A 23,092-nucleotide genomic window follows, 5' to 3' on the forward strand; every position below is an offset into this window, starting at 1 on the left:
AACACGTCGAAGGGTCGAAGGAGAGCCATGTTCCGCACCGGATCCCTCGCCGCCGTCACGCTCGGACTCACCCTGCTGATCTCGGCCTGCGGCGGCCAGGCCGCCGCGCCGCCGTCGTCGTCCGGCGGCGCCTCCGCGACGTCGCTGTCCGGCAGGACGGTCGCCCTGGTCGGCTACGGGAACGGCAACCCGTGGGGCGCCTACTTCAACAAGGTCTTCACCGAACGGCTGGCGCCCACCGGAGTGAAGATCGGTGACCTGACCACCATGGACCCGGGCACCCAGGTCCAGAAGTTCAACCAGGCCGTGGCGCAGAAGCCGGACCTCATCGTGGTCTCGATCCTCGACACCACGGCGATGGCGGTGCCGATCAAGAAGGCCGGGGCCGCCGGCGTCCCGGTGCTCGTCTTCGACGGCCCGCCCGACCCGACGGTGGCCGACGCGGTGATGTCGGTGCTCTCGGACAACGAGAAGCTCGGCGAGTACGCCGCCCAGAACATCATTGAAGGGCTCAAGGCCCAGGGCCGCGACTCCGGCAACATCATCGTCCTGACCGGCACGAAGTCCATGCTCGTCACCCAGCACCGGATGAAGGGCTTCAGAAAGGTCCTGGCGACCGCGCCGCAGTACAAGGTCGTCGATGAGCAGGACGCCAACTGGGACCCGCAGCTGTCCGGCACCATCGCCCAGCAGCTCCTGGCCAAACACGGCAAGGACGGGGTGCAGGCCGCGTACGGCATGGCCGACTACATGGCCCTGCCGATCATCCAGGCGGCCAAGCAGGCGGGCTTCCCGATCGGCGGCAAGGACGGCCTGATCGTCACCAGCAGCAACTGCTTCAAGGCCGGCATCGACTCGATCAAGGCGGGCGAGCTGTACGGCACGGCCACCGAGGCCCCGGGCACCATCGCCGAGCAGACCGCCGACTACGTCGTACGATATCTGACCGGCAAGAACCCGCCGCGCAGCGAGACCGTCCAGGAGGAACGGGTCACCGCCGCGAATGTCGGCGAGTTCGCCGAGCAGTGCAGCCACGCATGAGCCGGCCGCAGGGGAGCCGGCCGCAGGGGAGCCGGCAGGAGGGGAGCGGTCCGCTGCTCCGCGTGGAGGGGCTGGCGTACGCGTTCAACGGCGTCCCCGCGGTGCGGGACGTCTCCTTCACCGTGGGCGCCGGCGAGATCCACGGCCTGTGCGGACACAACGGCGCGGGCAAGAGCACGGTGGTGAAGATGTTGTCCGGGCAGCTCGCGCCCGACCGCGGGCGCATCGTGATCGGCGGCGAGACGGTGGAGCTGCGCGGCCGCCGGGCCGCCCAGCGCGCGGGCGTGGCGCTCGTGGACCAGGAGCTGAGCGTCGTACCGGCCCTGACCGTGCTCGACAACATGCTGCTCGGCGACCTCGGCGCGCCGTTCGTCAACCGGCGGCGCGCGGCTGCGGCCCGGTGCCGGCGGATCCTGGACGACATGGGCCTGGAGCGCATCGCCCCGGACCAGCCGCTGTCGGCGCTCGGCATCGGCGAACGGCAACTGGTCGAGATCGCCAAGGCGCTCGGCCAGAACGCCCGGCTGGTGATCCTCGACGAGCCCACCGCGACCCTCAGCGACGCCGAGAGCCGGCACGTGTTCGCCGCGATCCGGCGGGTCGCGGCCACGGGCTGCTCGGTCGTCTTCGTCTCCCACCGGCTGGCCGAGGTCCTCGATCTGTGCGACGTCGTGACCGTACTGCGTGACGGTCACGACGTCGCCACCAGCCCCGCCGCCGGGCTGACCGTGGACGAGCTGATCACCCGGATGCTCGGCGAGACGCGCCACCGGCCGTCCGCCGCGCGCGAGCAGGCCCCCGACCCGGCGCACGCCCTGCGGATCGAGAACCTGCGCGTGCCGGGACGGCTCGACGGCTTCACCCTCACCGCCCGGGCCGGCCGCGTCCACGCGCTGGCCGGGCAGCTCGGCAGCGGCGCGTCCGACGTCCTGCGCGCCTTGGCCGGCCTGCACCCCTCGGCCACGGGAACCGTCTCGTTGCGCGGACGGCCGGTCGCGATCCGCGACCCGGTGCGGGCCGCGCGCGGCGGGGTCGCGTTCGTCTCCAACGACCGCAAGTCCGAGGGGCTGTTCCTCGGCAAGCCGACCGCGTGGAACCTCGTCGCGACCCGCCTGCCGGCGCTGGGACGCGCTGGCGTCCTGCGGCCTGGTCACGAGCGGCGCGCCGCCCGGTCGCTCGCCGAACGGTCGGGGCTGCCGCAGGAGCGGCTCGACGATCCGGTGGTGACGCTGAGCGGCGGGAACCAGCAGAAGGCGTTCGTCGGCCGGTGCCTGGAGAACGCGGACGTCCTCGCTCTGCTGCTGGACGAGCCGACTCGGGGGGTGGACGTCGGGGGGCGCGCGGCGATCCACCGGCTGCTGCGCCAGGCCGCCGATTCCGGACTTGTCGTGTTTTTCGCCTCCACTGAGCTGGAGGAGCTGCTCGAACTGGGCGATGTGATCGTCACGATGCGGGACGGGCGGGTGGTGGGGCGGTACGAGGGGGACGTGGACGGGGCGGTGCTGATGCGGGACATGACGCATGGGGCGGAGGGGGCATGACGGCGGACGACCCCGGGAGCGGCGCGGTGCGCATCACGCCGGATCCCTCGCCGCCGGATCCCTCGCCGCCGGAGGCCGGGGCCGCCACGGAGGGCGGCTCGCCGCGCAGGTGGCCGTCGCCGCGCGTCGTCCCGCCCGGCCTGGCCGTACTCCTCCTGATCCTCCTGGCGCTGTTGCTCGTCCCGGCCCTGACGACGCCCCGGTTCCTCACCCTCGACAACGCGCGCGCGATCCTCGCCTCGGCCGCCTTCGTGGGCATCACCTCGGTCGGCGCGACCATGGTGATGATCGCCGGGTCCGGCGTGTCGCTGGCCACCTCCCAGATCGCGACCGTCGTGGCCATGTTCTTCCTCGGCACGCAGCACCTCGGCCTGGGAGCCGCCCTGCTGATCGCGCTCGCGGCCGGCGTCGCGCTCAACGCCGTCCAGGGCGCGGTCATCGGTTACTGGAAGGCCGACCCGATCGTGCTCACCATCGCCGGTGGGTTCGCGATCGGCGGCGCGGCCACCTGGTTCAGCGGCGGCACCACGGTCTACCCCGCGGCGCGGGGGTTCGAGGTGCTCAACTCCACGCCGCTGGGGCTGCCGCTGGCCGTGTACGTCCTGCTCGCGGTCACGGTGATCGTCGAATGGACGCTGCGCCGTACGACGGCCGGCCGGCAGATGTACCTGGTCGGCGAGAACCGGGCCGCGGCCCGCGCGGCCGGCCTGCCCGTCGGCCGGGTGACCGTGATCGCGTGGGCCGTCGCCGGCGCGTGCGTCGCCCTGACCGGGATCTTCCTCGCCTCGTTCACCACCTCCGCCACCGTGACGCTCGGCGGCACCCTCACCCTCGACGCCATCGCGGCGGTCCTCGTGGGCGGCACCGCGATCTCCGGCGGCCACGGCTCGGCCGTGCGGACGCTGGGCGGAGCGGTGCTCATCTCCGTCATCTCCGACATACTGCTGCTGCGGGGCTATTCGACAGGCGTGCAGATCCTGGTGAAGGGACTCCTCGTGCTCACGGTCGTCCTCGTCGTGCACGTACGCTCCGGCAGGGGCCGGCGATGACCCGCCGAACGGACCGCCGAACGGGCCACACGGAGGGCCGGCGGCAGAGCAGCCGGACGGGCCGCCTGGATGGCCAAAAGGGGTGGGCCCGGCGGCGACCGGAACACGCCATGCCCACCCTCTCCCTCCTCCTCGTACTGGCCGCGTTCGCCTGCTCCCCACTGCTGAGCGGCCGGCCACTCGAACCGTTCGACGTCTACAACGCGCTGCAGGGCTTCGCCCAGCTCGGCCTGCTGGCCCTGGCGATCGGCATCACGATGATCGCCGGCGAGTTCGACCTGTCGGTCGCCGGGACGTACGCGCTCGGCGGCATGCTGGCCGTCCAGACCGGCGCGCACTCCCCGGTCATGGGCGTGCTGACCGCGGTGGCCGCCGGTGCCGCCGTCGGCGCGCTGCAGGGCGGGCTGATCGCCCGGTTACGCATCCCGTCGCTGCCCGTCACGCTCGCGACGTACATCGCGCTGCTGGGGCTGACGTACACGATGTCCGGCGGCCTGAGCAAGACCTACGCCAACGCCGACGCGACCCTGTGGGTGGACCAGCCGATCGCCGGCGTCCTGTCGCCGCGGAGCCTGCTGACGCTGGCGGCGTTTCTCGCCGCCGCGGCCGTGCTGGGCCTGACCAGGCTGGGACGCGAGCTGCGCGCCATCGGCGGCGACCGCCGGGCCAGTCGCGTCGCCGGCGTCGGCGTGGACCGGCGGATCGTCGGCATCTTCACGCTGTCGGGAACGCTGGCGGCGCTCGGCGGCGCCCTGCTCGGCTACAGCTACGCCTCGGCCAACCCGGACCCCGGGCTGCAGCCGCTGATCCTCGCCGTCGTGGCCGCGCTGCTCGGCGGCGTCTCGCTGGCCGGCGGCCGCGGCGCCCCGCTGGGACTGCTGGCCGGGACCCTGTCGGTGGCGCTGCTCGCGCAGATCGTCGCGGTCACCGCCCTGCCCGACTTCTCCACCCAGCTCCTGTACGCGGCGCTGCTCGCCGTGATCGTCGCCGTCGAGAGCCCCGGCCTGCGGCAGGCCGTAGAACGCTTGCGCGCCCGCCGTACAACGTCAGAACCACGTTCGCAAGGAGGACGACCATGACGCAGACCACCACCGTGGCCGAGGGCTTCAGCTTCCTGGAGGCGCCGCGCTGGCGCGACGGGCGGCTCTGGTTCTCCGACTTCTACACCCATCGGGTGCGCTCCATGCGCGAGGACGGGTCGGACGTGCGCGAGGAGGCCCACGTCCCCGAGCAGCCGTCCGGCCTGGGCTGGCTTCCCGACGGACGCCTGCTGATCGTCTCCATGCGCGACCGCAAGATCCTCCGCCGCGAACCGGACGGGACTCTCTCGGTCCACGCCGACCTCGGCAAGCACGCCGCCGGCCACCTCAACGACATGGTCGTGGACGACCAGGGCCGCGCCTACGTGGGCAACTTCGGCTTCGACCTGATGGGCGGCGCCCCGCTGGAGCCGACCTCGCTGCACCGGGTGGACCCCGACGGCCACGTCACGGAGGTGGCCGACGACCTCTGGTTCCCCAACGGCAGCGCCATCACGCCCGGGGGTGTGCTCGTGGTCGTGGAGACGTTCGGCAACCGCGTCACCGCGTTCGACCTCACCGGCGACGGCGAGCTCGTCAACCGCCGGACGTGGGCGGAGTTCGGCCCGCTACCCGCCGACCGCGGCGTAGCCGAGGCACTGGGGCAGCTGCAGGTCGCCGGCGACGGGGCCTGCCTCGACTCGGAGGACGCCCTGTGGATCGCGGACGCCATCGGCAGCCGGCTCGTCCGGGTGGTCGAGGGCGGCACGATCACCGACGAGCTCAGCCCGGGCTCCCCGGTGTACGCCTGCGCCCTCGGCGGCGAGGAGGGCACGACCCTGTTCGCCTGCGCGGCCCCCGACTTCCACGAACAGGCCCGCGCAGCGGCCCGCGAGGCCCGCATGCTCGCCATGCGCGTAACCGTACCGGCGCCCTAACTCCCACCAGCCCAGCCCGACGCCTATCCCGCCCGCCTACCGGCAATCCATCCACACAGGCGGCCGTAGCGTACGTGACCCGCGCGCATGACATCCGCGCGGGTCATCAGGGTCTCATCGCGCGTGCCCGACCAGCCGGGAAGATCCAGCAGGTGGACGATGTCGTGGTTCAGGACGAAGGTCGTCAGGACTTGGTGCAGCGGGCGGGGGACGTTCTCATCCAGCAGCAGCCTCACGCTGCTCCCCTTGAGGCTCGTAACTGTCGACATAGTCCGCGAAGTCGGCAGCGTCCAACGCCGCAGTGGCCGACACGCTTGGGTAGTAGTCGGAGATCCGCTCAGCCGGAACGCCATCCCGCAGCAGCGCCGCGATCTCGTCGTACGGCACGCGGGTCCTTCGATCACAGGCATCCCACCGCGGACAGCCGGGTCGACTGTGACGTGCTCGCGGGGATGCAGCAGGTCCGGAATGTGCCGTCCATCGCGGTAGAACGGCCGCAACACCTCGACCATGTCATGGATGACGAGATGGTTCTTACGATGCACCGGATCGGTGGCCTGACCTTGTTCGACCAGGTAGATCGTCGAACCGTCGGTCACCAACTGGTAGGCCGACAGGTGCTCGCGCTCCCGCAGGTCGTCGCGCAGCGGGTCCAACGCCCGGTGAATCTTCTGCAAGGACGCGTCGTTGCGCAGCTTCACGCACGTGCGCAACGCCACCAGATCCCGAAAGGAATACAGCACCGGACGCACCGGCGAGATCTCCGGCACCAGCACCGCGCCACGGCCGGAACTGGCCTTACGCCAGTGCGCGAGCTGACGAAGCGTGGCAAGCCGCCGCCACGAGCGGCATACCAGGCATCAACATCACCATTGACCAGGTCCTTCTCAAGCGCCTCGACTCCACAGGTACCAAGGGCCGTGCCAGTGCTGGTAGAGGTTCTCGCCCTCGGACTCAGGCGGCTCGCCTTCGGGGCTCCAGGCGAAGCCGGTGGTACTGAGAAATCCGGCGCCGTCGATGGCGAAACGTGCTCCGCCGGGGATCCTCTCAGCCCATTCGACCGGGAACAGCCCGACCCAGGTGTCCACGGGCAGCGGCGTACCGTGTGAGACGGCTCGGGCGCGATCGTCGAGGGCGGAGCGGGACAGGGCGAAGCGTGCCTCCAGGGGTGCATTCACGTAGATCAGGCCGCAAACCAGTACCACGATCAGGGGCGGCACTGACCATACCGGCCATTCGCCACGAAACCACGCTGAAGATTGACGCCTGAGCAGCATGCGGACCAGCGTGACCAGCCAGACGAGACCGATGCAAAACCAGACATTGGCGATCAAACCCAGCCACAGCAGGTCCCAACCTGGAACACTCGTCGCCCAGAGGGTCGCCAGGGCCGCGACGACGGTCGGCACGATCGCCGCCGCTCGCCCGGGTCGCCAGGTGCCGGGGGCGGTTTCTGCCGTGTCCATGCAAGGAGCATAGAGATCAACTGGCCGCGGCGAGCGTCAAGTGTCGTGCGCCGGTCTTCTCACCCCGCCCGGAAACAGGCTAATCAACTTGATGGAATTTGGTCGGGTTGTTGACCTGCGTTAGGAGGGTTGTCGATAGGCTGCAACCGTAGGTGTCCAGCGCGTACATATGTTCTGCCTCGTGAGAACCCGTCAAGGGGGAAGCGATGTCGAGAAGAAAATGTGCACTCGTCCTCAAGCTGCTCAGCGCGACACTTCTGCTGTTCGCCGACGTGTCGCCGGCTCTCGCGAACACGCTTCGCCACGGCCCTTCCACTTACATCACCAACAGGTATTCAGGCCTGATGGCGGACTTCTCCATACGCCCGAGCTGCTACATCCCCGACGATGCCACCTGCCCCAACGGCACACCGATCGTCCTCGGACGACCCGGTCAACGCGCCATTTTCTCCTTTCACCTCGTGGGCGGGCAAGGGTACGAGATCAGGTGGTTCGGAGATTACTGCCTGGACGTCGCCGGTTTCGGCACGAACAATGGCGCCAAGGTGATTCTCTGGCAGTGCACCGGAAACACCAATCAGCGCTGGATGCCGCAGATATTCGAGGATGGCGACCCCAACGCCAAAATTCTGATGGGGATCCACAGCGGCAAGTGCCTCGATGCTGATAATCCGGCCTTCACCAGCGGCCGGGTGCCCGGGCCCGGCGCACTCCTGCAAGTGTGGGACTGCGTTCCCGACACCGAGGCCGGTAATCTCGCGAACCAGGACTGGGTCTTCCAGTGGTAGGCCAGGTGGATCACGCGGACGGCGGCGCGATGGACTCGCGGTCGCGCACCGGCATCGGCACCCGGTGCACCTCACCCCGTCGGTCAGCGGTCGCATGGTCGCGGCCGATCTCGGTGAAGAGCACGTCGACGGCCTTGCGGCCGAGTTCGTAGTGCGGCAGAGCCACCGTCGTCAGCTTGGGCCGGATCCACGAGGCGATGGGATGGTCGTCGAAGGAGACCACGGACACGTCGCCGGGAACGTCGAGCCCGGCGTCGTCGAGTGCCTGGTAGGCGCCCATGGCGATCCGGTCGTTGAAGCAGATCAGCGCCCGCGGGCGCGCCGACTCAAGGAGGTCCCGCGTCGCGGCCAGGCCGAGGTCCTGCTGCCAGTCGGGGCACGGGCGAGCGCCCGCCGCCTCGACGCCCGCCTCGGCGAACGCCTCCCTGATGCCGATGAGCCGTTCCACCGCCGCGACGCTCTCCGGAGGCACATCGCGCAGGGCGGGGCCCGCGCCGATCAGGTAGATGTCATCGCGGTGGCCGGCGTCGAGCAGGACCCGGGCCGCGCGGCGGCCGGCCTCCACCTCGTCGGGCAGGACGGAGGGCAGGCGAGTGGGCTGCGAGGGCAGGGCGTTGAGCAGGACGGCGGGGGAGGCCGTGATGGACGGGGGCACCTTGATGGTCCTGGTGAACATCGAGGCCAGGATGAGCCCGTCCACCTGGCGGTCGTGCATGGCCTGCAGCAGGAGCCGTTCGAGCTCGGCGTCTCCTTCCGTCTCACCGATGAAGAGCATGAAGCCCCGCTCACGGGCGGCCTCCAGCGCCCCCTTGATCATGTCGCCGGCCAGCCGCGAGGTCGCGACCGTGTCGGAGACGAAGCCGATGGTCCGGGTGGTGCCCGTACGCAGGCCCCTGGAGACGATGTTCGGCCGGTACTGCAGCTCCTCGGCGGTTCTCAGCACCCGCTGCTCGACGTCCTGAGAGATCCGCAGCTCGCGACCGCGGCCCGACAGCACGAGCGAGGCGGTCGGGCGGGAGACGCCCGCGGCTTTGGCCACATCGGCCAGCGTGACCCGGCGAGGGCTCACCCGGGACCTCCGATCGTCGAACGGTGAGTTGCAGGGGGTTGACATCGTACGACGTGCGCCGTGAGACTATCGGGCGCTAACACGATTTAGCAACGGACGCAGCACATCAGCCGGGTGCGAGCGTCCCCCTGCAGCAGAGGAGATGCACATGGCTCGTCGCGTTCGCCCCGGCAAGGCCGGAGCCGCACTGGTGATCGCCATGGGGACGCTGGCCGCCGCTTGCGCCGCTCCCGGCGGCGACGTCGCGCAACCCACCGCCACCGGCACCTCCGCGCAGTCGGCCGCTCCCACCTGCGGTACGGCGCCGGTGACGATGAGCGGCTACTTCGAGACCGGCTTCCCGCTGCCCAAGGCGCTGACCACCGAGTTCTCCAAGCAGCACCCGAACGTGACCTGGGACATCCGCGAGGACCAGTTCGCGGTGATCACCCAGAACGCCCCCCGCGTGCTGGCGGACAACCCGCCCGACCTGATGCGCCTTCCCCAGGTCTCCGAACTCGTCAAGGACAACCTGCTGAAGAACCTCGACGGCTACGCGCAGTCCTTCGGCTGGGACAAATGGCCGGCCTCGCAGCTCGAACAACTCCGCCTGGGCCCCGGCGGTCGCCCGCGCGGCGAGGGTTCCCTCTACGCTCTGGGCCTCAACATGAGCATGACCGGCCTGTTCTACAACAAGAAGCTCGCCGCCCAGATCGGCATGTCGGCACCGCCCGCCACTCTGGCCGAGCTTGACCAGGCCCTCGACAAGGCCAAGCGGGCGGGCCTCACGCCCATCATGCAGTTCAACGGCGGCGCCACCGGCGGGCTGGCGTTCCCGCTGCAGAATCTCATGGCCGCCTACGGCCCGGCGGGGCCCGTCAACGACTGGATCTTCCAGAAGCCCGGCGCCACCATCGACACGCCGTCGAATCTGCAGGCCGCCCAGCACCTGGAGAAATGGATCAAAGCGGGTTATTTCCCGAAGGATGTCAACGCGGTCGACTACGCGACCATGATGAGCCGCTTCATCGACGGCCAGGGCCTGTTCATGTTCAACGGCGACTGGGAGTCGGGCAACCTCGACAAGCAGCTGCCGGGCGACGCCGGCTTCTTCCTGATGCCGCCGGCGCAGCAGGGAGGCAAGCGCGCCGCCATGTCGGCGCCGCTCACCTTCGGCATCGCCGCGAACGCCAAGAACGCCGGCTGCGCCGCCTTCTTCCTCAACTGGGTGGCCACCGACCGGCGGGCCCGTGACATCGGCGTCGAGGTCGGCGGATCACGTCCGATGGGACCGGCCGACGCGTACATGCCCGAGGTGGCCGCGGACAAGGTCACCGCCGCGACCCTGGCGGCCGGAGCGGACATCGCCAAGGACAACGGCGCGATGGACTTCATCGCCAACGCCACCGGCGCCATCTACGCCAAGAGCTGGACCCCCAACCTGCAGAAACTGGTGGCCGGCGAGCAGACGCCGCAGGGGCTGCTGAAGACGGTCCAGGCTGACTACGCCCGCCAGCTCGAAGGGAACTGAGCCAGGTGACGCCCCGGTCCGCGCACCGGCGACCGGCCGGCACCAGACTGCGCGGTCTGGCCGGCTGGCTGTTCATCGTTCCTGCGCTCGCCTTCTACGCGGTCTTCGTCCTGCGCCCCGTCGCCTTGACGTTCCAGTACTCGCTGTACGAATGGGACGGCATCGGCCCCTCCACCTGGGTAGGGACGGCCAACTACGGCAAGGTGTTCACCGACCCCGACCTGTTCGACTCCCTGATCAACGCCGGCGAACTGATCGTCTTCTTCAGCGCGATCCCGGTCCTGCTCGGCCTGGCCATCGCCGCCACGATCCGGCGGATCGCCCAGAGCCGGCTCGCCCTCGTGGCGCGGACCGTGCTCTTCCTGCCACAGGTCATCCCGCTGGTGGCCGCCGGCATCGCGTGGAGCTGGCTGCTGGCCTCCACCGGAGTGATCAACCAGCTCCTCACGCTCGTCGGCCTCGGCGGCGTGACCCGGGCCTGGCTGGGCGACTTCGACACCGCCCTGCCGGCGGTCGGCATGATCGGCGCGTGGGTGCTGCTCGGCCTCTGCACGCTGCTGCTCCTGGCCGGCATGAGCAAGATCGACCCCGCCCTGTACGAGGCGGCCCGGCTGGACGGCGCCGGGCCGTGGCGGGAGTTCGTCTCCATCACGGTCCCCAGCCTGCGACAGGAGATCGCCGTCTGCGTCACCGTGACCGTCATCGCGGCCCTGGCCAGCTTCGACATCATCTACATCGCCACCCAGGGCGGACCGGGCAACACCACCATGGTGCCCGGCCTGCAGATCTTCTACCTGGCCTTCTCCGAACGCGAGGTGGGCACGGCCTCGGCCCTGGCCATGGTCCTCATGGTGCTCGTGATCGCCTGCGCCCTGCCCATCCAGTGGTTCGCGAAGGACGGCAACCGATGATCACCTCCCGGCGGGAGTCCTGGACCGGCCGGCTGCTGCTCGTCGTCATGATGGCGGTCACGCTCCTGCCGTTCCTCAGCCTCTTCGTCACCGCCCTGCACCCCTCAGGCACCTACCCGGCCGGGCTGGCCTGGCCCGACGACCCGCGGTGGGGCAACTTCCTGCGGGCCTTCGAGGCCGCGAACATGGGCGCGCTGCTGTGGTCGAGCGTCCTCATCGTGCTGGGCGTCGTGCCGATCTCGATCCTGCTGGGCACGATGGCCGGCTTCGCCATCGGCCACCTGCGCGTGATCGGCGGCCGGGTGGTCTTCCCGCTGTTCGTGCTCGGCCTGACCCTGCCCTTCGAGGGCATCGTCACGCCGCTGTACTACCAGATCCGCGACATGGGCCTGCTCAACACCCGGTGGGCGATCATCCTGCCGCTCATCGGCCTGTTCATGCCGTTCAGCGTCTTCTGGATGCGCGCCCACTTCGTCAACATGCCCGCGGAGCTGTCGGAAAGCGCACGCATGGACGGCGCCAACGTGTGGCAGCTGTTCCGGCGCATCCACGTCCCCCTGGCCATGCCGGCGATCTCGTCCCTGGGCATCCTGCTGTTCCTGTGGACCTGGAACCAGTTCCTGCTGGCCATCGTCCTGGTGGACGACCCGGCCAAGCGCACGATGTCCGGCGCCCTGGGCGCCTTCCAGGGTCAGTGGGGGACCGACATCCCGTTGTTGTGCGCCGGATCGCTGCTGATCCTGGCCCCCACGCTCGCGATCTTCCTCATCTTCCAGCGGCACTTCGTCAAGGCCCTGCTTCAGGGCTCGCTGAAGGGCTGACAGCACATCAGGCACATCACATCCGACGAGCGAAAGCTGAGGTCGTGCATGACCCTACGGAACGGGCGGGGCGGAGCGTGAGCGGTGGCCGACCGGCGCTCTGGACCAGCCGGCATCTCGATCTGCTCGTGGAGAGCGACGCGACCACGGCGCCCGCCTTCGACCCCAAGGCCCTGCCGCGGATCCTGCCGGGCCACGATCTCTGGGACCTGTGGCCGGTCCAGGAGGAGGACGGCTCGACCGCTCTGATCGGCGGCGACGAGGTGTGGATGGCACTGTCGGCTCCGGCCCTCGGTCACCCTGAGGAGCGTCACGACCAGGCTCGGATCCGCCTGCTCGCCAGGAACGACGGCGGATGGAAGGACCTCGGGAACGCCTTCGCCGACGACGCCTCGCCCGGCAGCCGCGAGTGGTCGGGATCGGCGGTCCGCCGGCCGGACGGAACGGTGTCGGTGTTCTACACGGCCGCCGGGCGACGCGGCGAAGCACGCCCCACCTTCCGGCAGAGCGTCGTCGAGACGCGCCTGCGCCGGTTCGCCGACGGTGACGCGCCCGCGCCGTACGAGGAACACCGGGAGATCCTCCGCTCCGACGGTCTGATGTACCTGCCCGCCGACGAGGAGACGGGGTCGGCGGGGAACATCCGGGCATTTCGCGATCCCGGCTGGTTCCGCGACCCCGCCGACGGGCGCGACTACCTGCTCGTCGCCGCGTCCATCGCCTGGGACGACCGCTTCACCGGTGCCGTCGCCCTGGCCGCCGCCCGGGCCGGCGCCTGGTCGCTGCTCCCGCCTCTTCTCGTGGCGCAGGGCGTCAACCACGAGCTGGAACGGCCGCACGTCGTCGTGCACGGGTCGTGGTACTACCTCTTCTTCAGCACCCAGCGGCACAGCTTCCACCCGGCCGATCGTGCACCCACCGGGCTCTACGGCTTCGCCGCACCCGCGCTGACCGGGCCGTACCGGCCGCTCAACGGCTCCGGGCTCGTGATCCAGAACCCTTCCGGTCAACCGGATCAGGCCTACGCCTGGCTCGTACTGCCCGATCTGCACGTCACCGGCTTCGCCAACTACCGATCACCGGACGGCGGGGAGCTGCGGCACGCGGCAGCGGAGCAGGCGCGGGCCGGTTTCGGCGGGACCGCCGCGCCGATGCTCAAGCTCGCCCTGGACGGCCTGTCCACGTCCGTCGCCCCGGGTTGAACCTAGGGGCTCTCCCGTACGGCGAGCCCCGCGGGTCAGGCGCCGGCCACGCCCAGCAGCCGTCGTCCGGCGTGCTCCGGCCGGACGTCGGGAGTGCCGCCCGCCGTGGCGCCGTCCGGCCGGCGGGGGAGCCCGCCTGGGTTCGGCGGCCGGCCACCCTGGCCAAGGCGGTGACGGCGGAGCTCGTGGAGCGCATCGTCCGCGGCGTGCACCCGTCCGGCACGCCCCTTCCTCCCGAGCCCGTTCTGTGCGAGACCTTCTCGGTGAGCAGGACCGTCGTCCGCGAGGCCGTGAAGATCCTCCAGGAGAAGGGGCTCGTCCAGGTCCGCCAGGGCGCGGGCACCATGGTGACCCCGCCCATGATGTGGGACATGTTCGACGAACTCGTGCTGGCGGCGACCATCGACATGGACGAGAGCCTGGGGATCCTGGACGACCACGTCGCCTACGCCGACCTCGACCGCGCCTTCCACGACACGATCATGCAGGCGTCCGGCAACCGCATCGCCCGGGGCGTCGTACGCGCGCTGGAGAGCCAGGTCGGCAACACCGCCCGCTACACGGGCAAGACGGAGCGGGCCCTGTGCGTGGCGTCCAACCAGGGCCATCGCCGCATCTACGAGCGCATCGCCGCGCAGGACCCCGACGGTGCCGCCGACGCCATGTTCCGGCACATCACCGAGGCCTGGCTGGTCCGGCGCAGCACGTCCAGCGCTCCCGTGCGGCTGCAACGCTGACGCCGCGCCCGGGGCGCGTCACGCCGACTGCCGCAACGACATCACCGCCCAGGGCGCGAGCTCGACGTCGAGGCGCAGCACGCCGTCGCCGGGCACGGTCAGCGCGAACCTGAGCAGCGAGCCGGCGACCTGGCGCAGGTACGCGCTCTCGGCCCGCGACGGGTTGAGCGGAGCCCCGAGCCGGTGCCAGGCCTCGGCGGCGTTGCCGTGCTCCCAGTCCACGATCTCGACGAGGAACGTGGCGCCCGGCTCCAGCCCGCCGATCGAGTGGCGGATCCTCCGGCTCGGTCCCCTTTCGGCCAGCGCGCGGGTCGCGGGGTAGGAGCTCTGCGCGGGGAGACCGCGCAGGGCCAGGTCGCCGGGATAGTTGTAGAACACCGCCGACACGGCCGACGTCCGGCTGTCGCGGGTCACGACCCCGTCTGACGCCGCCAGCAGCAGCCGGTCGCCGAGCCGGCCCAGCATCGCGAACGCGTGGAACGTGGGCTTGTGGATCCCCTCCTCGTTCACGAGGCCGAATCCGCCGTGGAACGGCCCGATCCCGGCGCCTCCCTCCTCGAACACGTCGGTGAAGGTCCAGTAGGAGATCGAATCGGCGAGCGTGGCGCACTTCAGGTACGCCCTCGTGATGTAGGTGGCCGCGAACACCGTGTCATGGATGAAGTCGCGGGACGACGGCGACGTCGACCACTCCGAGACGTGGATCTCCGCGTCGGGATACGGACTGTTCTTGACGAGCTTGCGCAGGAGGGTCAGGTCGTCGAACGTCGCGTCGGCGTACCGGGTGATCGGCACCGCCTTGCCGTCGGCGCCGAAGGCGAAGTCGGTGGGGTACAGGTGGGTCGAGACGAAGTCGATCGGAAGTTCGCGCTCCGCACACCAGTCGATGAACTCCTCGATCCACACCGGGCGCCAGTCGAGCGCGTCGACGTCGGTCGCGGCGGCCGTCTCACGCATCGCCGATCGGTCCTCGCTCTCGCCCCGGTAGCGGTCGTCGGGCACGAAGACGCTCGTCGCGGGCCCGCCCACGCGCAGCGCGGGATCGATCCCCTTGATCGCCCGCACCGTCTGCTCATAAAGCTGGAAATACTCGGTCTTCGTCCCGGTCCAGAAGTGGGGGGCCAGGTTCGGCTCGTTCCACACCTCGAACCGCCACTCCCGCACCTCGGCCAGGCCGTACCGGTCGATCCAGTGCTCGACCGTCCGCGTGACCAGCTCGACCCAGCGCGCCATGTCCTTGGGCGGGCTGCAGTGCGCGCCCCACCAGAACACGGTCTCCGTCTCCGTCGCCAGCTCGCGCGGCATGAAGCCCAGCTCGACGAACGGCCGGACACCGTGGTCCAGCAGGAAGTCGAACACCTTGTCCACGTAACCGAAGGTGTACACGGGCGAGGGAAGGGGCGCGTCCGGTCCGAAACCGCCGCCGTAGCTCTCCCGGTACACGAACATGTCGTCGTGGAAGACGCCGTGAAAGCGGATGTACTCGATGCCCAGGGTTTTGACGGCCTCGGCGAACTGCCGTTGCCAATCCGCGCGCAGTGCCTCGTTCGCGCGTCCCGCGCCGATGCAGCGGCTCCAGATGTGCGGGAGCGGGCTTTCGTCGCGGGGCTCACCGTCGATCAGGATCCGGGGTGCGCGGGCGCCGTCGGTCGTCATGGTCTCATTTCTCTTCACCGAGGATTTCATGGAGGTGCCGGCGTCGCTCATCCCTTGACGGCGCCCAGGGTCAGGCCCGACTGCCAGAACCGTTGCAGGCCGAGAAACGCGATGATCAAAGGAACGATCGTCAGCAGCGCGGAGGTGATGACGAGGTTCTGGATGAGGGCGCCGTTCCCGGCCGAGGAGCCCAGCTTGTTCCACTGGTTGATGCCGACGGTCAGCGGATACCAGGCGGAATCCTTGAGCATGATCAACGGCAGGAAGTAGTTGTTCCAGATCGAGACGAACGAGAAGAGCAGCACCGTCACGCTCGCGGGCGCGAGCAGCGGAAGCGCGATTCGGACGAAGGTTCTGAACTCCCCGGCCCCGTCGATCTTCGCGGCCTCCAGCAGACCGGTCGGCACGGCCTCGGCCGCGAACACCCACATCAAATACAGCCCGAACGGGTTGATGAAGGACGGGATGAGAATCGCCCACGGAGTGTTGGTCATGCCGACGTGCGCGAACAGCAGAAACTGCGGGATCGCCAGGGCGATGCCGGGGACCGAGATCGATCCGAGAACGACGAGCAGGAACACCCGCTTACCGGTGAAGTCGAGTTTCGCCAGTGCGTAGCCGCCGAGCGCGGCCAGAAAGGTCGACACGGTCGCACCCACGACGACATAGAGAATCGTGTTGAGCAGCCACCGGAAGAAGATCCCGTCCTGGTAGGCGAACACCTGCACGATGTTGTCCCACAGGGCGAATTCACGCCCGGGAGCGAGCCCGAACGAGGAGACGAAGTCGGCCTGCGTCTTCGTCGCGTTGATGACCAGCCAGACGAGCGGCAGCAGGCAGTAAAGGGCGAACAGACCGGTCATCACGGTGAGGGTCGTGCTCTTCCTGGGATTGTCCACCGTGTGCGGCGAGCGGCCGCGCCGGCTATTGCTGGGAGGCATTCCGCAACCCCCTGATCTGGACGGCGTAGGCGACGGCGATCGTGATCGCCGCCATGACGAGCGCGAGTGCTGCCGCATAACCCTGCTGGGATCCGGTGAAAGCCAGGTTGTACGCGTACAGGTTGGGCGTGTAGAAGGTGGTGACGCCGCTGTTGGCTACCATCGAGGGCAGGATCTGCGGTTCGTTGAACATCTGGGACGTGCCGATGATGGAGAAGATGACGGTGACGACCAGGGACCCGCGCAGGGCCGGCAGTTTGATCGCGCTGACGATCCGCCATTCGTTCGCCCCGTCGATCGCGGCCGCCTCGTACAACTCGCGTGGAACGGCTTTGAGCGCGGAGTAGAAGATGAGCATGTTGAAGCCGGTGAACGCCCACGTCACCATCAACCCGATGGAGATGAGCGTCGTGTCGGGGGCGAAGGGATTGACGTCCGTCCCCAGAGCGCTGTTGAGGCTGCCGAACAGGCCGTATTTGACGCCCAGCAGGAATCCCCACATGAGAGTCGACACGATCGCCGGCACCGCGTAGGGGAGGAAGATCGTCACCCGCAGGAACTTGACGCCGTGCAGCCGCAGGGAGTCCAGCGCCAGAGCCAGCGCCACGGCGAGAACCAGCATGATCGGGACCTGGACGAGCGTGAATCGGGAGACGCGTCCGACCCCGTCCCAGAACTGGGGATCCTGCAGCAGTTTGGCGTAGTTGTCCAGCCCGACGAACGTGCTGCCCCCGATGAGCCGCTCCCGGAAGAAGCTGAGGTAGGCGGCGTATCCGATGGGCACGATGAACACCATCGCGAACAGCGCTCCGAAGGGAGCGATGAACAGTAATCCGATCTGTGGTTTACGGCGCTTACGAGCACCCGCCGGACGCTCTGTCGCACCCGGTGACGCCGTGGCCGCAGCGGTGGCGTCGAACCGACGGGCCGGCTCCATATCCGTGTTCCTTCCGATCATCGCGTTGCCCGGTTCCGGTCAGGACACCTCGAAGCCCTGCTCATTGCCGTACTGCACACAGCGCCGTTTCCACTCTTCGAGGACCTGGGCGAGCGAGCCTTTCCCGGTGGTGTAGTACGGCGAGGCGATGTCGCCGTAGATCGAGCGCGCCCATTCGAAGAACGGCGGGTACTGCCAGCCGGTCGCGACGGTCTCCGACGCCTCGGCCAGCACGGTGCCGACCTTCTGGCCGCCGAAGTACTCGTTGGGCTTGCCGTTGAACGCCTCGCTCTGCAGCACCGACGTGTTCGGCACGAAGGCGCCCGCGTCGACCCGGGACGACAGACCGCCGCCGTGGGTGAAGTATTCGAGGAACGTGAAAGCCGCCTCCTTGTGCTCGGCCGCGGCCGGGATGCCGAAGGAGCTGCCGCCGTTCTCCGCTCCGACCTTGGCTCCCCGCGTCCACTGCGGCATCGGGGCGACCCTGAAGTCGCCGGCGGCCTTCGGCGCCCGCTCGGGCAGCGTCGAGGTCAGCCAGCCGCCCATGGTCTGGGTGGCGAGGGTGCCGTCGTTGAGCGCGCGGTTCCAGTCGTCGGACCAGCCGGTGATCTTGGTGTTCAGCAGGTCCTCGTCGAGCATCTTCTGCCAGAAGGCGACGGCCTTGCTCGTGCCCTCGTCGGTGAAGTCGATGCGCACCTTGTTGCCGTCCACCGTGAACGGGTGACCGCCGGCCTGCCAGATGAGCGAGAGCAGGAAGAAGAGGTCTCCCGTGTCCTGGGCGATGTAATGATCGCCCCCGAGCGCGCGGATCTTCTTGGCCGCCTCGTAGTACTCGTCCCAGGTGGCCGGGGCCTTGTCGATGCCGGCCTTCTTGAGCGTGGCGGTGTTGTAGAACATGGCCGACGGCCCGTAGTCGGACGGCAGCGCGTAGACCTTGCCGTTGACGGTCACGTCGTTCCAGGCGGCCTGTACGTAGTCCTGCTTGAAGTTCCCGACGCCGAATTCGGCGAGGTCGGTGAGCTTGCCGGGAATGGCGAAGTAGGGGACGACGAAGTACTCGAACATGGCCAGGTCAGGGACCCCGGAACCGGCCTGAATGGCGTTGTCGAGCGCCTTGTACTCGTCCGACGAGGAGCCCGCGTTGACGACCTCGACCTTGATGTTCGGGTTCGCGGCCTGGAAGCCGGCGACGGCCTTCTCGACCGTGCCGTCCCAGCTCCAGACCGTGAGCTTCACCTGTTCGGCACCGCCGCCTGTGGTGCCGCCGGTGGTGCCGGCGCCGCCTGAGCACGCGGCCAAGGCGACGACCGGCATGAGTACCGCGAAAAGGAGCCTGAGCTTCTGGGAGAGCCGCATGGGCTGCTCCTCTCGTCCATCGCTGGTTACGAAATTATTTCGCAACATATTCGGTATTGCGAGGACATTAAGTGCCGGATCTGTCCCCTGTCAACGGAGAGTCCGGGAAGAATGCCTGGCAGCAACGGCACGAGGCGGTTCGTGGTAGGTTCCGAAATAGTTTCGGAGAGGGGAGTCCAGGGATGGGACGACGGGGTCGTTCAGAGCGAGCCACACTGGCGGACGTGGCGCGCCTGGCCGGGGTGTCGCCGACGACCGCGTCCAAGGTGCTGAACGGGCGCAGCGACGTCGGGGCCAAGACGCGGGAGCTCGTGCTGGGCGTGATGGCCGAGATCGGCTACCAGGCCACGGCGGTACGCCACACCCAGACCAGGGACCGGGCCCTGCTCACCGTGCTGGACATCGTGGAATCCCGCTACGCGGGAACGGTTCTGCAGGGCATCCTGCTGGCCGCCACCGCCGCCCGCGCCGAGCTCCTGCTCCAGTTCCCCGCCGGCGAGCCGATCAGCACCAGCCGCACCGCCGCCCGCGCCTGGCTGACCGACCAGCAGGCCGCCGGCGTGGCCGGCATCATCGCCCTGGCCGTCGCCGTCCCCGACTCCATCCTGGAAGCCGCGGAAGACCTGCCCATGCCCATCGTCACCATCGACCCGATCGACACCACCGAATCACGCCTGGTCAGCATCGGCTCCACCAACTGGGCGGGTGGCCGCTCGGCCACCGAACACGTCATCAAACACGGCCACCGCACCATCGCCTGGATCGGCGGCCCGCTCGGCTCGGCGCCCTCGCTCGAACGCTTCCACGGCTACCAAGCCGCTCTCCACTCCGCCGGCATCCCCACCGATCCGGCCCTCGTCCGCCACGAGGCCTTCTCCGTCGAGGCCGGGCACCGCCACGCCCGCGACCTGCTCACCCGCACCCCCTGGCCGACCGCCATCATCGCGGGCAACGACGAGATCGCCGTCGGCGTCCTCGCCGCCGCCCAGGACCTGCGCATCTCGGTGCCGGATCAGCTCTCGGTGACCGGATTCGACGACACCCCGCAAACCGAATGGACGACCCCGCGCCTCACGTCCGTCCGCCAGCCCCTCGCCGGGATGGGGCGCATGGCCGTCGAAACCCTCCTCGCCATGGCCGACGGCACCCAGCCCGCCTCCCAGCACCTCCAGCTCGCCACCACCCTCACCGTGCGCGACTCCACCGGCCCCGCGCCCGCACCCGCATCCTGACCGTCCGGCGGGGGTCGCGTGGGCAGCACGGGTCGCTCACCTCGCCCTGAGCTGGTCCGAAAGCTTTCGCAACTTGTTCGGCGTTGCGAGGACCCTAGGCGCCGCATATGTTGCCTGTCAACGGCTTGACTTGGGCGCCGGCCTCGCCGACAGCCCAGCGAGAAGGGTGTGAGGATTGGGTTCCGAAAAAGTTTCGAAGGTTCAGGTGACGCCGCGGCGTCCGGCCGAGCACTGCCCAGCCTGCCTCGCCTGATCTGACACGTGTCTTATTCGAGATACGGCCGACCGGAAAGCTCTTGTTTCTGTAATCGTGATCGCTTACGTTGGCGCTGCAAACGTAACCGACAACGATTACGGCTGGTGAGGCCGGCGTGGCGAGTCCGGTGGCGACGAGCCTGCGGCGCGGCCGGCCCGGCCGTTCGTGCTGCCGGCCCGCCTGATGACGCGCGGGTCCATCGCGGCACCGAAGACTCTGTGAGCGTGGCGTCACGTACAGAAGTGACGTCCTCTCGCACCTGACGCTCGCTGCAACGAACGTCAGGTGAGCACGCTGACCCCTTGACGGACGGAGGTGCGGAAACCACACCCACGAACTTTCCACCGCTGGATCAGGCTGGCCGGTCGAGGATCAATCGAGGCCAGCCGTCAAAGGGAGTTTCCGCATGCCCTCTTTACCTTATCATGGCAGCTCACGACCCCTGGGCGTGCGCCGGCTGCCGGCGGTGCTCGCCGCCGGAGCCATGGCGATCGCGGCGATGTTGTTCGCGCCGTTGTCCGCGCCGCTGTTCGCGCCGCTGCCCGCAGTGGCGGACACGCCGTGGCTGAGTGTCTCGGCGGACGGCTACGCCTCGTTCACCGTCCCGAACGCCTCCGTCCAGGCCGCCGTCGGCCAGGTGTCGCAGGTCGTCATCGCGGGGAATTTCGGCCCCTCCTTCGCCTGGGCGGAGTTCGGTCTCACCCGCAGGGGCGACGCCTGGTCGGGCGTCCTCGGCCCGCTCAAGCCGGGGCTGTACTCCTACCAGGTCACGGGCGACGACACCAAGGTGCTCAAGGATCCGACGAACAGCACCAGCGTGGCGTCCAAGCCCGCCTGGAGCACGTTCTTCGTGGCGGGCGACTCGGCACGCCTGCTGGCGGACGTGCCTGAGGGCCAGGGCGGCAGGGTCGAGACCCTCACCTATGGGCAGCGGTCGGCCCTGGTGTGGACGCCGCCGGGGTACGCGCCTCAGGGCCCGAAGGCGTACCCGGTGCTGTACCTGCGGTCAGGCGACGGTGCGAAAGCCACCGACTGGCTCGACCTCGGCCGTGCCAAGCAGATCCTCGACAACCTGTCGGCTCAGGAGGCCATCGAGCCGATGGTGGTCGTGATGAGCGACGGTGACGGGCCGGAGGAGGACCTCCGCAAGGCGGTCGGGAACCGTTACCGCGTCCTGCGCGATCCCGGGCACCAGGCGATCGCGGGTGTGGCCGAAGGCGGAGCGCGGGCGCTGCGTGCGCTGACCCGCCCGGGCCGGTTCGCCTACGCCGGCTCGTTCTCGGGCCTCCCGCCGTCCTCCGCCGGCCCGGCGGAGGCGAACAAGATCGACCGCCACGCCAAGCTGCTGCGCCTGTACACGGGGAACGTCACGGACCCCGCGTACAACGCGACCGTCCGGCTGACCAAGGCGCTGGACCGTGCCCGGGTCAGGTACGAATTCGACGGCGTCAACCCCGATGCCGGCGGGAACTGGAACGCCTGGCAGAAGAACCTGATCGACTTCCTGCCGCGGCTGTTCCGCCGGGTTTCCGACCATGGTCCGAGCGCCGGTCACGGGAGGCTGAAGGGTGAGTTCACCCCGCCGCCGGCCGGCACCACTCCCACGCCGTTCGTGACGCGCGACGGTTTCGTCACCTTCGAGACCACGACCGATTTCGCGGACGCCCAGCGCGTCAAGGTATGGGCGAACTGGGCTCCCAACGGAAGCTGGCTGCGCGTGCCGATGTCCCGTGCGGGCGACCGGTGGCGGGTGACGGTGGGCCCGCTCGATCCGTGGTTCTACTACTACCGGCTGATCGCCGACCTGACCTCGGTCAAGGATGTGTCGAACCCGACGAAGGTGACCTCCGAGCCGACCTGGAGCACCTTCCTCGTCTCTGGAGAGAGGTCCCGCCTGCTCTCGGACGTCCCCGCAGGCCAGGGCGGAAAGGTCGAGAGCCTGACCTATCAGAGCACCGTGGCGGGCGCGGAACGGACCGCGCTGGTGTGGACCCCACCGGGCTACGACCCGGATCGCGCGGAGCCGTACCCCGTCCTCTACCTCCAGCACGGTGCCGGCCAGAGCTACACGGACTGGGTGGAGATGGGACGGGCCAAGCAGATCCTGGACCACCAGTTCCTGGAGGGCGACCTGGTGCCGATGGTGGTCGTGATGGGCAACGGCAACACCTCCGACTTCACCAGGGAGTTGCTGGAGAACATCGTCCCGGCGGCCCGCGCCCGCTACCACGTCTCGAGTGATCCGTCGCGGCAGGCCCTGGCCGGCCTGTCGATGGGTGGCGGGCAGACGTTCGGGGTACTCAAGGCGCACCCGGGCCGGTTCGCCTACGTCGCGGCCTTCTCGGCCGGGTTCGGCAGCGGCGACGGCGTCGACGCGGCGGCGATCAACGCCGGGACCAAGCTGCTGCGCCTGTACGTCGGAGACCAGACCGACTTCGTGTACCCGTCCTTCATGACGTCCCTGCGCACTTTGGACAGCCTGGGCATCCACTACGAGTTCGACGGAGTGACCCCCGGGCCGCACGGCTGGGACGTGTGGCAGAAGAACCTCATCGACCTGGCGCCGCGCCTGTTCAGGCGCTAGGCACGCGGGCCGCGTACCACCACCCCCGTCCTCCACCC

General features: G+C 69.3%; 21 protein-coding genes. 13 read left to right on the forward strand and 8 right to left on the reverse strand.

What is annotated here, in order from left to right:
- Positions 1-27 precede the first annotated feature (27 nt).
- The 5 genes from AB0C28_RS40930 (at position 28) to AB0C28_RS40950 (ending at position 5,588) form a co-directional block, all read left to right on the forward strand.
- A complete protein-coding gene (locus AB0C28_RS40930; protein ID WP_358080743.1) occupies positions 28-1,041 on the forward strand; it encodes a sugar ABC transporter substrate-binding protein in 1,014 nt (337 codons plus the stop codon).
- Positions 1,038-2,582 carry a sugar ABC transporter ATP-binding protein gene (locus AB0C28_RS40935; RefSeq protein ID WP_358080745.1) on the forward strand — a complete coding sequence of 515 codons (1,545 nt, stop codon included), beginning with the start codon at positions 1,038-1,040 and terminating at the stop codon, positions 2,580-2,582. The genes AB0C28_RS40930 and AB0C28_RS40935 overlap by 4 nt, the downstream gene beginning before the upstream one ends.
- Positions 2,579-3,631: an ABC transporter permease gene (locus AB0C28_RS40940; protein WP_358080747.1), complete on the forward strand. Its 1,053-nt coding sequence runs from the start codon at positions 2,579-2,581 to the stop codon at positions 3,629-3,631. Before AB0C28_RS40935 ends, AB0C28_RS40940 begins: the two co-directional genes overlap by 4 nt.
- Before the next feature lie 110 nt (positions 3,632-3,741).
- On the forward strand, positions 3,742-4,710 hold the full coding sequence (locus tag AB0C28_RS40945) for an ABC transporter permease (protein ID WP_357858553.1): 969 nt from the start codon (positions 3,742-3,744) through the stop codon (positions 4,708-4,710).
- Positions 4,707-5,588 (forward strand): SMP-30/gluconolactonase/LRE family protein, encoded by an 882-nt coding sequence (locus AB0C28_RS40950; RefSeq protein WP_357858550.1) that lies wholly within the window; start codon positions 4,707-4,709, stop codon positions 5,586-5,588. The genes AB0C28_RS40945 and AB0C28_RS40950 overlap by 4 nt, the downstream gene beginning before the upstream one ends.
- Before the next feature lie 23 nt (positions 5,589-5,611).
- Here the strand turns inward: AB0C28_RS40950 and AB0C28_RS40955 are convergent, their stop codons facing one another.
- The 3 genes from AB0C28_RS40955 to AB0C28_RS40965 all read right to left on the reverse strand — a co-directional run bounded on the left by AB0C28_RS40955 (position 5,612) and on the right by AB0C28_RS40965 (position 7,054).
- Positions 5,612-5,824 (reverse strand): hypothetical protein, encoded by a 213-nt coding sequence (locus AB0C28_RS40955; RefSeq protein ID WP_358080749.1) that lies wholly within the window; start codon positions 5,822-5,824, stop codon positions 5,612-5,614.
- Positions 5,805-5,975, reverse strand: coding sequence for a DUF433 domain-containing protein (locus AB0C28_RS40960; protein ID WP_358080750.1), 171 nt, complete (start codon positions 5,973-5,975; stop codon positions 5,805-5,807). The genes AB0C28_RS40955 and AB0C28_RS40960 overlap by 20 nt, the downstream gene beginning before the upstream one ends.
- A gap of 500 nt (positions 5,976-6,475) precedes the next feature.
- Positions 6,476-7,054, reverse strand: coding sequence for a hypothetical protein (locus tag AB0C28_RS40965; protein ID WP_358080752.1), 579 nt, complete (start codon positions 7,052-7,054; stop codon positions 6,476-6,478).
- Positions 7,055-7,260: 206 nt separating this feature from the next.
- Here AB0C28_RS40965 and AB0C28_RS40970 point away from each other — a divergent pair, with 206 nt between their 5' ends.
- Positions 7,261-7,842, forward strand: a complete 582-nt coding sequence (locus AB0C28_RS40970; RefSeq protein WP_358080754.1) for an RICIN domain-containing protein — start codon at positions 7,261-7,263, stop codon at positions 7,840-7,842.
- A gap of 10 nt (positions 7,843-7,852) precedes the next feature.
- Here AB0C28_RS40970 and AB0C28_RS40975 read toward each other — a convergent pair whose 3' ends face one another.
- Complete coding sequence (locus AB0C28_RS40975) at positions 7,853-8,911, reverse strand: LacI family DNA-binding transcriptional regulator (RefSeq protein ID WP_358080755.1); 1,059 nt, start codon at positions 8,909-8,911, stop codon at positions 7,853-7,855.
- A 148-nt stretch (positions 8,912-9,059) separates the two neighbouring features.
- Between AB0C28_RS40975 and AB0C28_RS40980 the strand changes: the two genes are divergently transcribed.
- The 5 genes from AB0C28_RS40980 to AB0C28_RS41000 all read left to right on the forward strand — a co-directional run bounded on the left by AB0C28_RS40980 (position 9,060) and on the right by AB0C28_RS41000 (position 14,092).
- A complete protein-coding gene (locus AB0C28_RS40980) occupies positions 9,060-10,421 on the forward strand; it encodes a hypothetical protein (RefSeq protein WP_357858534.1) in 1,362 nt (453 codons plus the stop codon).
- Positions 10,422-10,426: 5 nt separating this feature from the next.
- On the forward strand, positions 10,427-11,332 hold the full coding sequence (locus tag AB0C28_RS40985; RefSeq protein ID WP_357858531.1) for a sugar ABC transporter permease: 906 nt from the start codon (positions 10,427-10,429) through the stop codon (positions 11,330-11,332).
- Entirely contained in the window at positions 11,329-12,153 is an 825-nt protein-coding gene (locus AB0C28_RS40990; RefSeq protein ID WP_358080757.1) for a carbohydrate ABC transporter permease, read from the forward strand. Before AB0C28_RS40985 ends, AB0C28_RS40990 begins: the two co-directional genes overlap by 4 nt.
- A gap of 77 nt (positions 12,154-12,230) precedes the next feature.
- The gene (locus AB0C28_RS40995) at positions 12,231-13,355 is read left to right on the forward strand and encodes a glycoside hydrolase family 68 protein (RefSeq protein WP_358080759.1); all 1,125 of its coding nucleotides are present in this window, start codon (positions 12,231-12,233) and stop codon (positions 13,353-13,355) included.
- Positions 13,352-14,092: a GntR family transcriptional regulator gene (locus AB0C28_RS41000; protein WP_358080761.1), complete on the forward strand. Its 741-nt coding sequence runs from the start codon at positions 13,352-13,354 to the stop codon at positions 14,090-14,092. The genes AB0C28_RS40995 and AB0C28_RS41000 overlap by 4 nt, the downstream gene beginning before the upstream one ends.
- An 18-nt stretch (positions 14,093-14,110) precedes the next feature.
- Here the strand turns inward: AB0C28_RS41000 and AB0C28_RS41005 are convergent, their stop codons facing one another.
- The 4 genes from AB0C28_RS41005 to AB0C28_RS41020 all read right to left on the reverse strand — a co-directional run bounded on the left by AB0C28_RS41005 (position 14,111) and on the right by AB0C28_RS41020 (position 18,982).
- On the reverse strand, positions 14,111-15,748 hold the full coding sequence (locus AB0C28_RS41005) for a beta-xylosidase (protein WP_358080763.1): 1,638 nt from the start codon (positions 15,746-15,748) through the stop codon (positions 14,111-14,113).
- A 47-nt stretch (positions 15,749-15,795) separates the two neighbouring features.
- Positions 15,796-16,689: a carbohydrate ABC transporter permease gene (locus tag AB0C28_RS41010; RefSeq protein WP_358080765.1), complete on the reverse strand. Its 894-nt coding sequence runs from the start codon at positions 16,687-16,689 to the stop codon at positions 15,796-15,798.
- Positions 16,673-17,473, reverse strand: coding sequence for a sugar ABC transporter permease (locus AB0C28_RS41015; protein ID WP_358080766.1), 801 nt, complete (start codon positions 17,471-17,473; stop codon positions 16,673-16,675). The genes AB0C28_RS41010 and AB0C28_RS41015 overlap by 17 nt, the downstream gene beginning before the upstream one ends.
- A gap of 192 nt (positions 17,474-17,665) precedes the next feature.
- On the reverse strand, positions 17,666-18,982 hold the full coding sequence (locus AB0C28_RS41020) for a sugar ABC transporter substrate-binding protein (RefSeq protein WP_358080768.1): 1,317 nt from the start codon (positions 18,980-18,982) through the stop codon (positions 17,666-17,668).
- A gap of 224 nt (positions 18,983-19,206) precedes the next feature.
- On the opposite strand from AB0C28_RS41020, the gene AB0C28_RS41025 reads away from it, so the two are divergent.
- Together AB0C28_RS41025 and AB0C28_RS41030 are read left to right on the forward strand one after the other, a co-directional pair.
- Entirely contained in the window at positions 19,207-20,214 is a 1,008-nt protein-coding gene (locus tag AB0C28_RS41025) for a LacI family DNA-binding transcriptional regulator (protein ID WP_357858507.1), read from the forward strand.
- A 662-nt stretch (positions 20,215-20,876) separates the two neighbouring features.
- Entirely contained in the window at positions 20,877-23,054 is a 2,178-nt protein-coding gene (locus tag AB0C28_RS41030; RefSeq protein WP_357858503.1) for an alpha/beta hydrolase-fold protein, read from the forward strand.
- The last annotated feature ends 38 nt before the right edge of the window (positions 23,055-23,092 follow it).

The organism is Nonomuraea sp. NPDC048892, from assembly GCF_040649735.1.
GTDB lineage: Bacteria > Actinomycetota > Actinomycetes > Streptosporangiales > Streptosporangiaceae > Nonomuraea > Nonomuraea maheshkhaliensis.

Bases quoted from the DNA above. Each gene is read 5' to 3' on its own strand.
- AB0C28_RS40990 (WP_358080757.1), top strand. From the start codon at position 11,329: ATGATCACCTCCCGGCGGGAGTCCTGGACCGGCCGGCTGCTGCTCGTC.
- AB0C28_RS41005 (WP_358080763.1), bottom strand. From the start codon at position 15,748: ATGACGACCGACGGCGCCCGCGCACCCCGGATCCTGATCGACGGTGAG.
- AB0C28_RS41030 (WP_357858503.1), top strand. From the start codon at position 20,877: ATGCCCTCTTTACCTTATCATGGCAGCTCACGACCCCTGGGCGTGCGC.
- AB0C28_RS40930 (WP_358080743.1), top strand. From the start codon at position 28: ATGTTCCGCACCGGATCCCTCGCCGCCGTCACGCTCGGACTCACCCTG.
- AB0C28_RS40940 (WP_358080747.1), top strand. From the start codon at position 2,579: ATGACGGCGGACGACCCCGGGAGCGGCGCGGTGCGCATCACGCCGGAT.
- AB0C28_RS41020 (WP_358080768.1), bottom strand. From the start codon at position 18,982: ATGCGGCTCTCCCAGAAGCTCAGGCTCCTTTTCGCGGTACTCATGCCG.
- AB0C28_RS40980 (WP_357858534.1), top strand. From the start codon at position 9,060: ATGGCTCGTCGCGTTCGCCCCGGCAAGGCCGGAGCCGCACTGGTGATC.
- AB0C28_RS40965 (WP_358080752.1), bottom strand. From the start codon at position 7,054: ATGGACACGGCAGAAACCGCCCCCGGCACCTGGCGACCCGGGCGAGCG.
- AB0C28_RS40950 (WP_357858550.1), top strand. From the start codon at position 4,707: ATGACGCAGACCACCACCGTGGCCGAGGGCTTCAGCTTCCTGGAGGCG.
- AB0C28_RS40970 (WP_358080754.1), top strand. From the start codon at position 7,261: ATGTCGAGAAGAAAATGTGCACTCGTCCTCAAGCTGCTCAGCGCGACA.
- AB0C28_RS40935 (WP_358080745.1), top strand. From the start codon at position 1,038: ATGAGCCGGCCGCAGGGGAGCCGGCCGCAGGGGAGCCGGCAGGAGGGG.
- AB0C28_RS41010 (WP_358080765.1), bottom strand. From the start codon at position 16,689: ATGCCTCCCAGCAATAGCCGGCGCGGCCGCTCGCCGCACACGGTGGAC.
- AB0C28_RS40945 (WP_357858553.1), top strand. From the start codon at position 3,742: ATGCCCACCCTCTCCCTCCTCCTCGTACTGGCCGCGTTCGCCTGCTCC.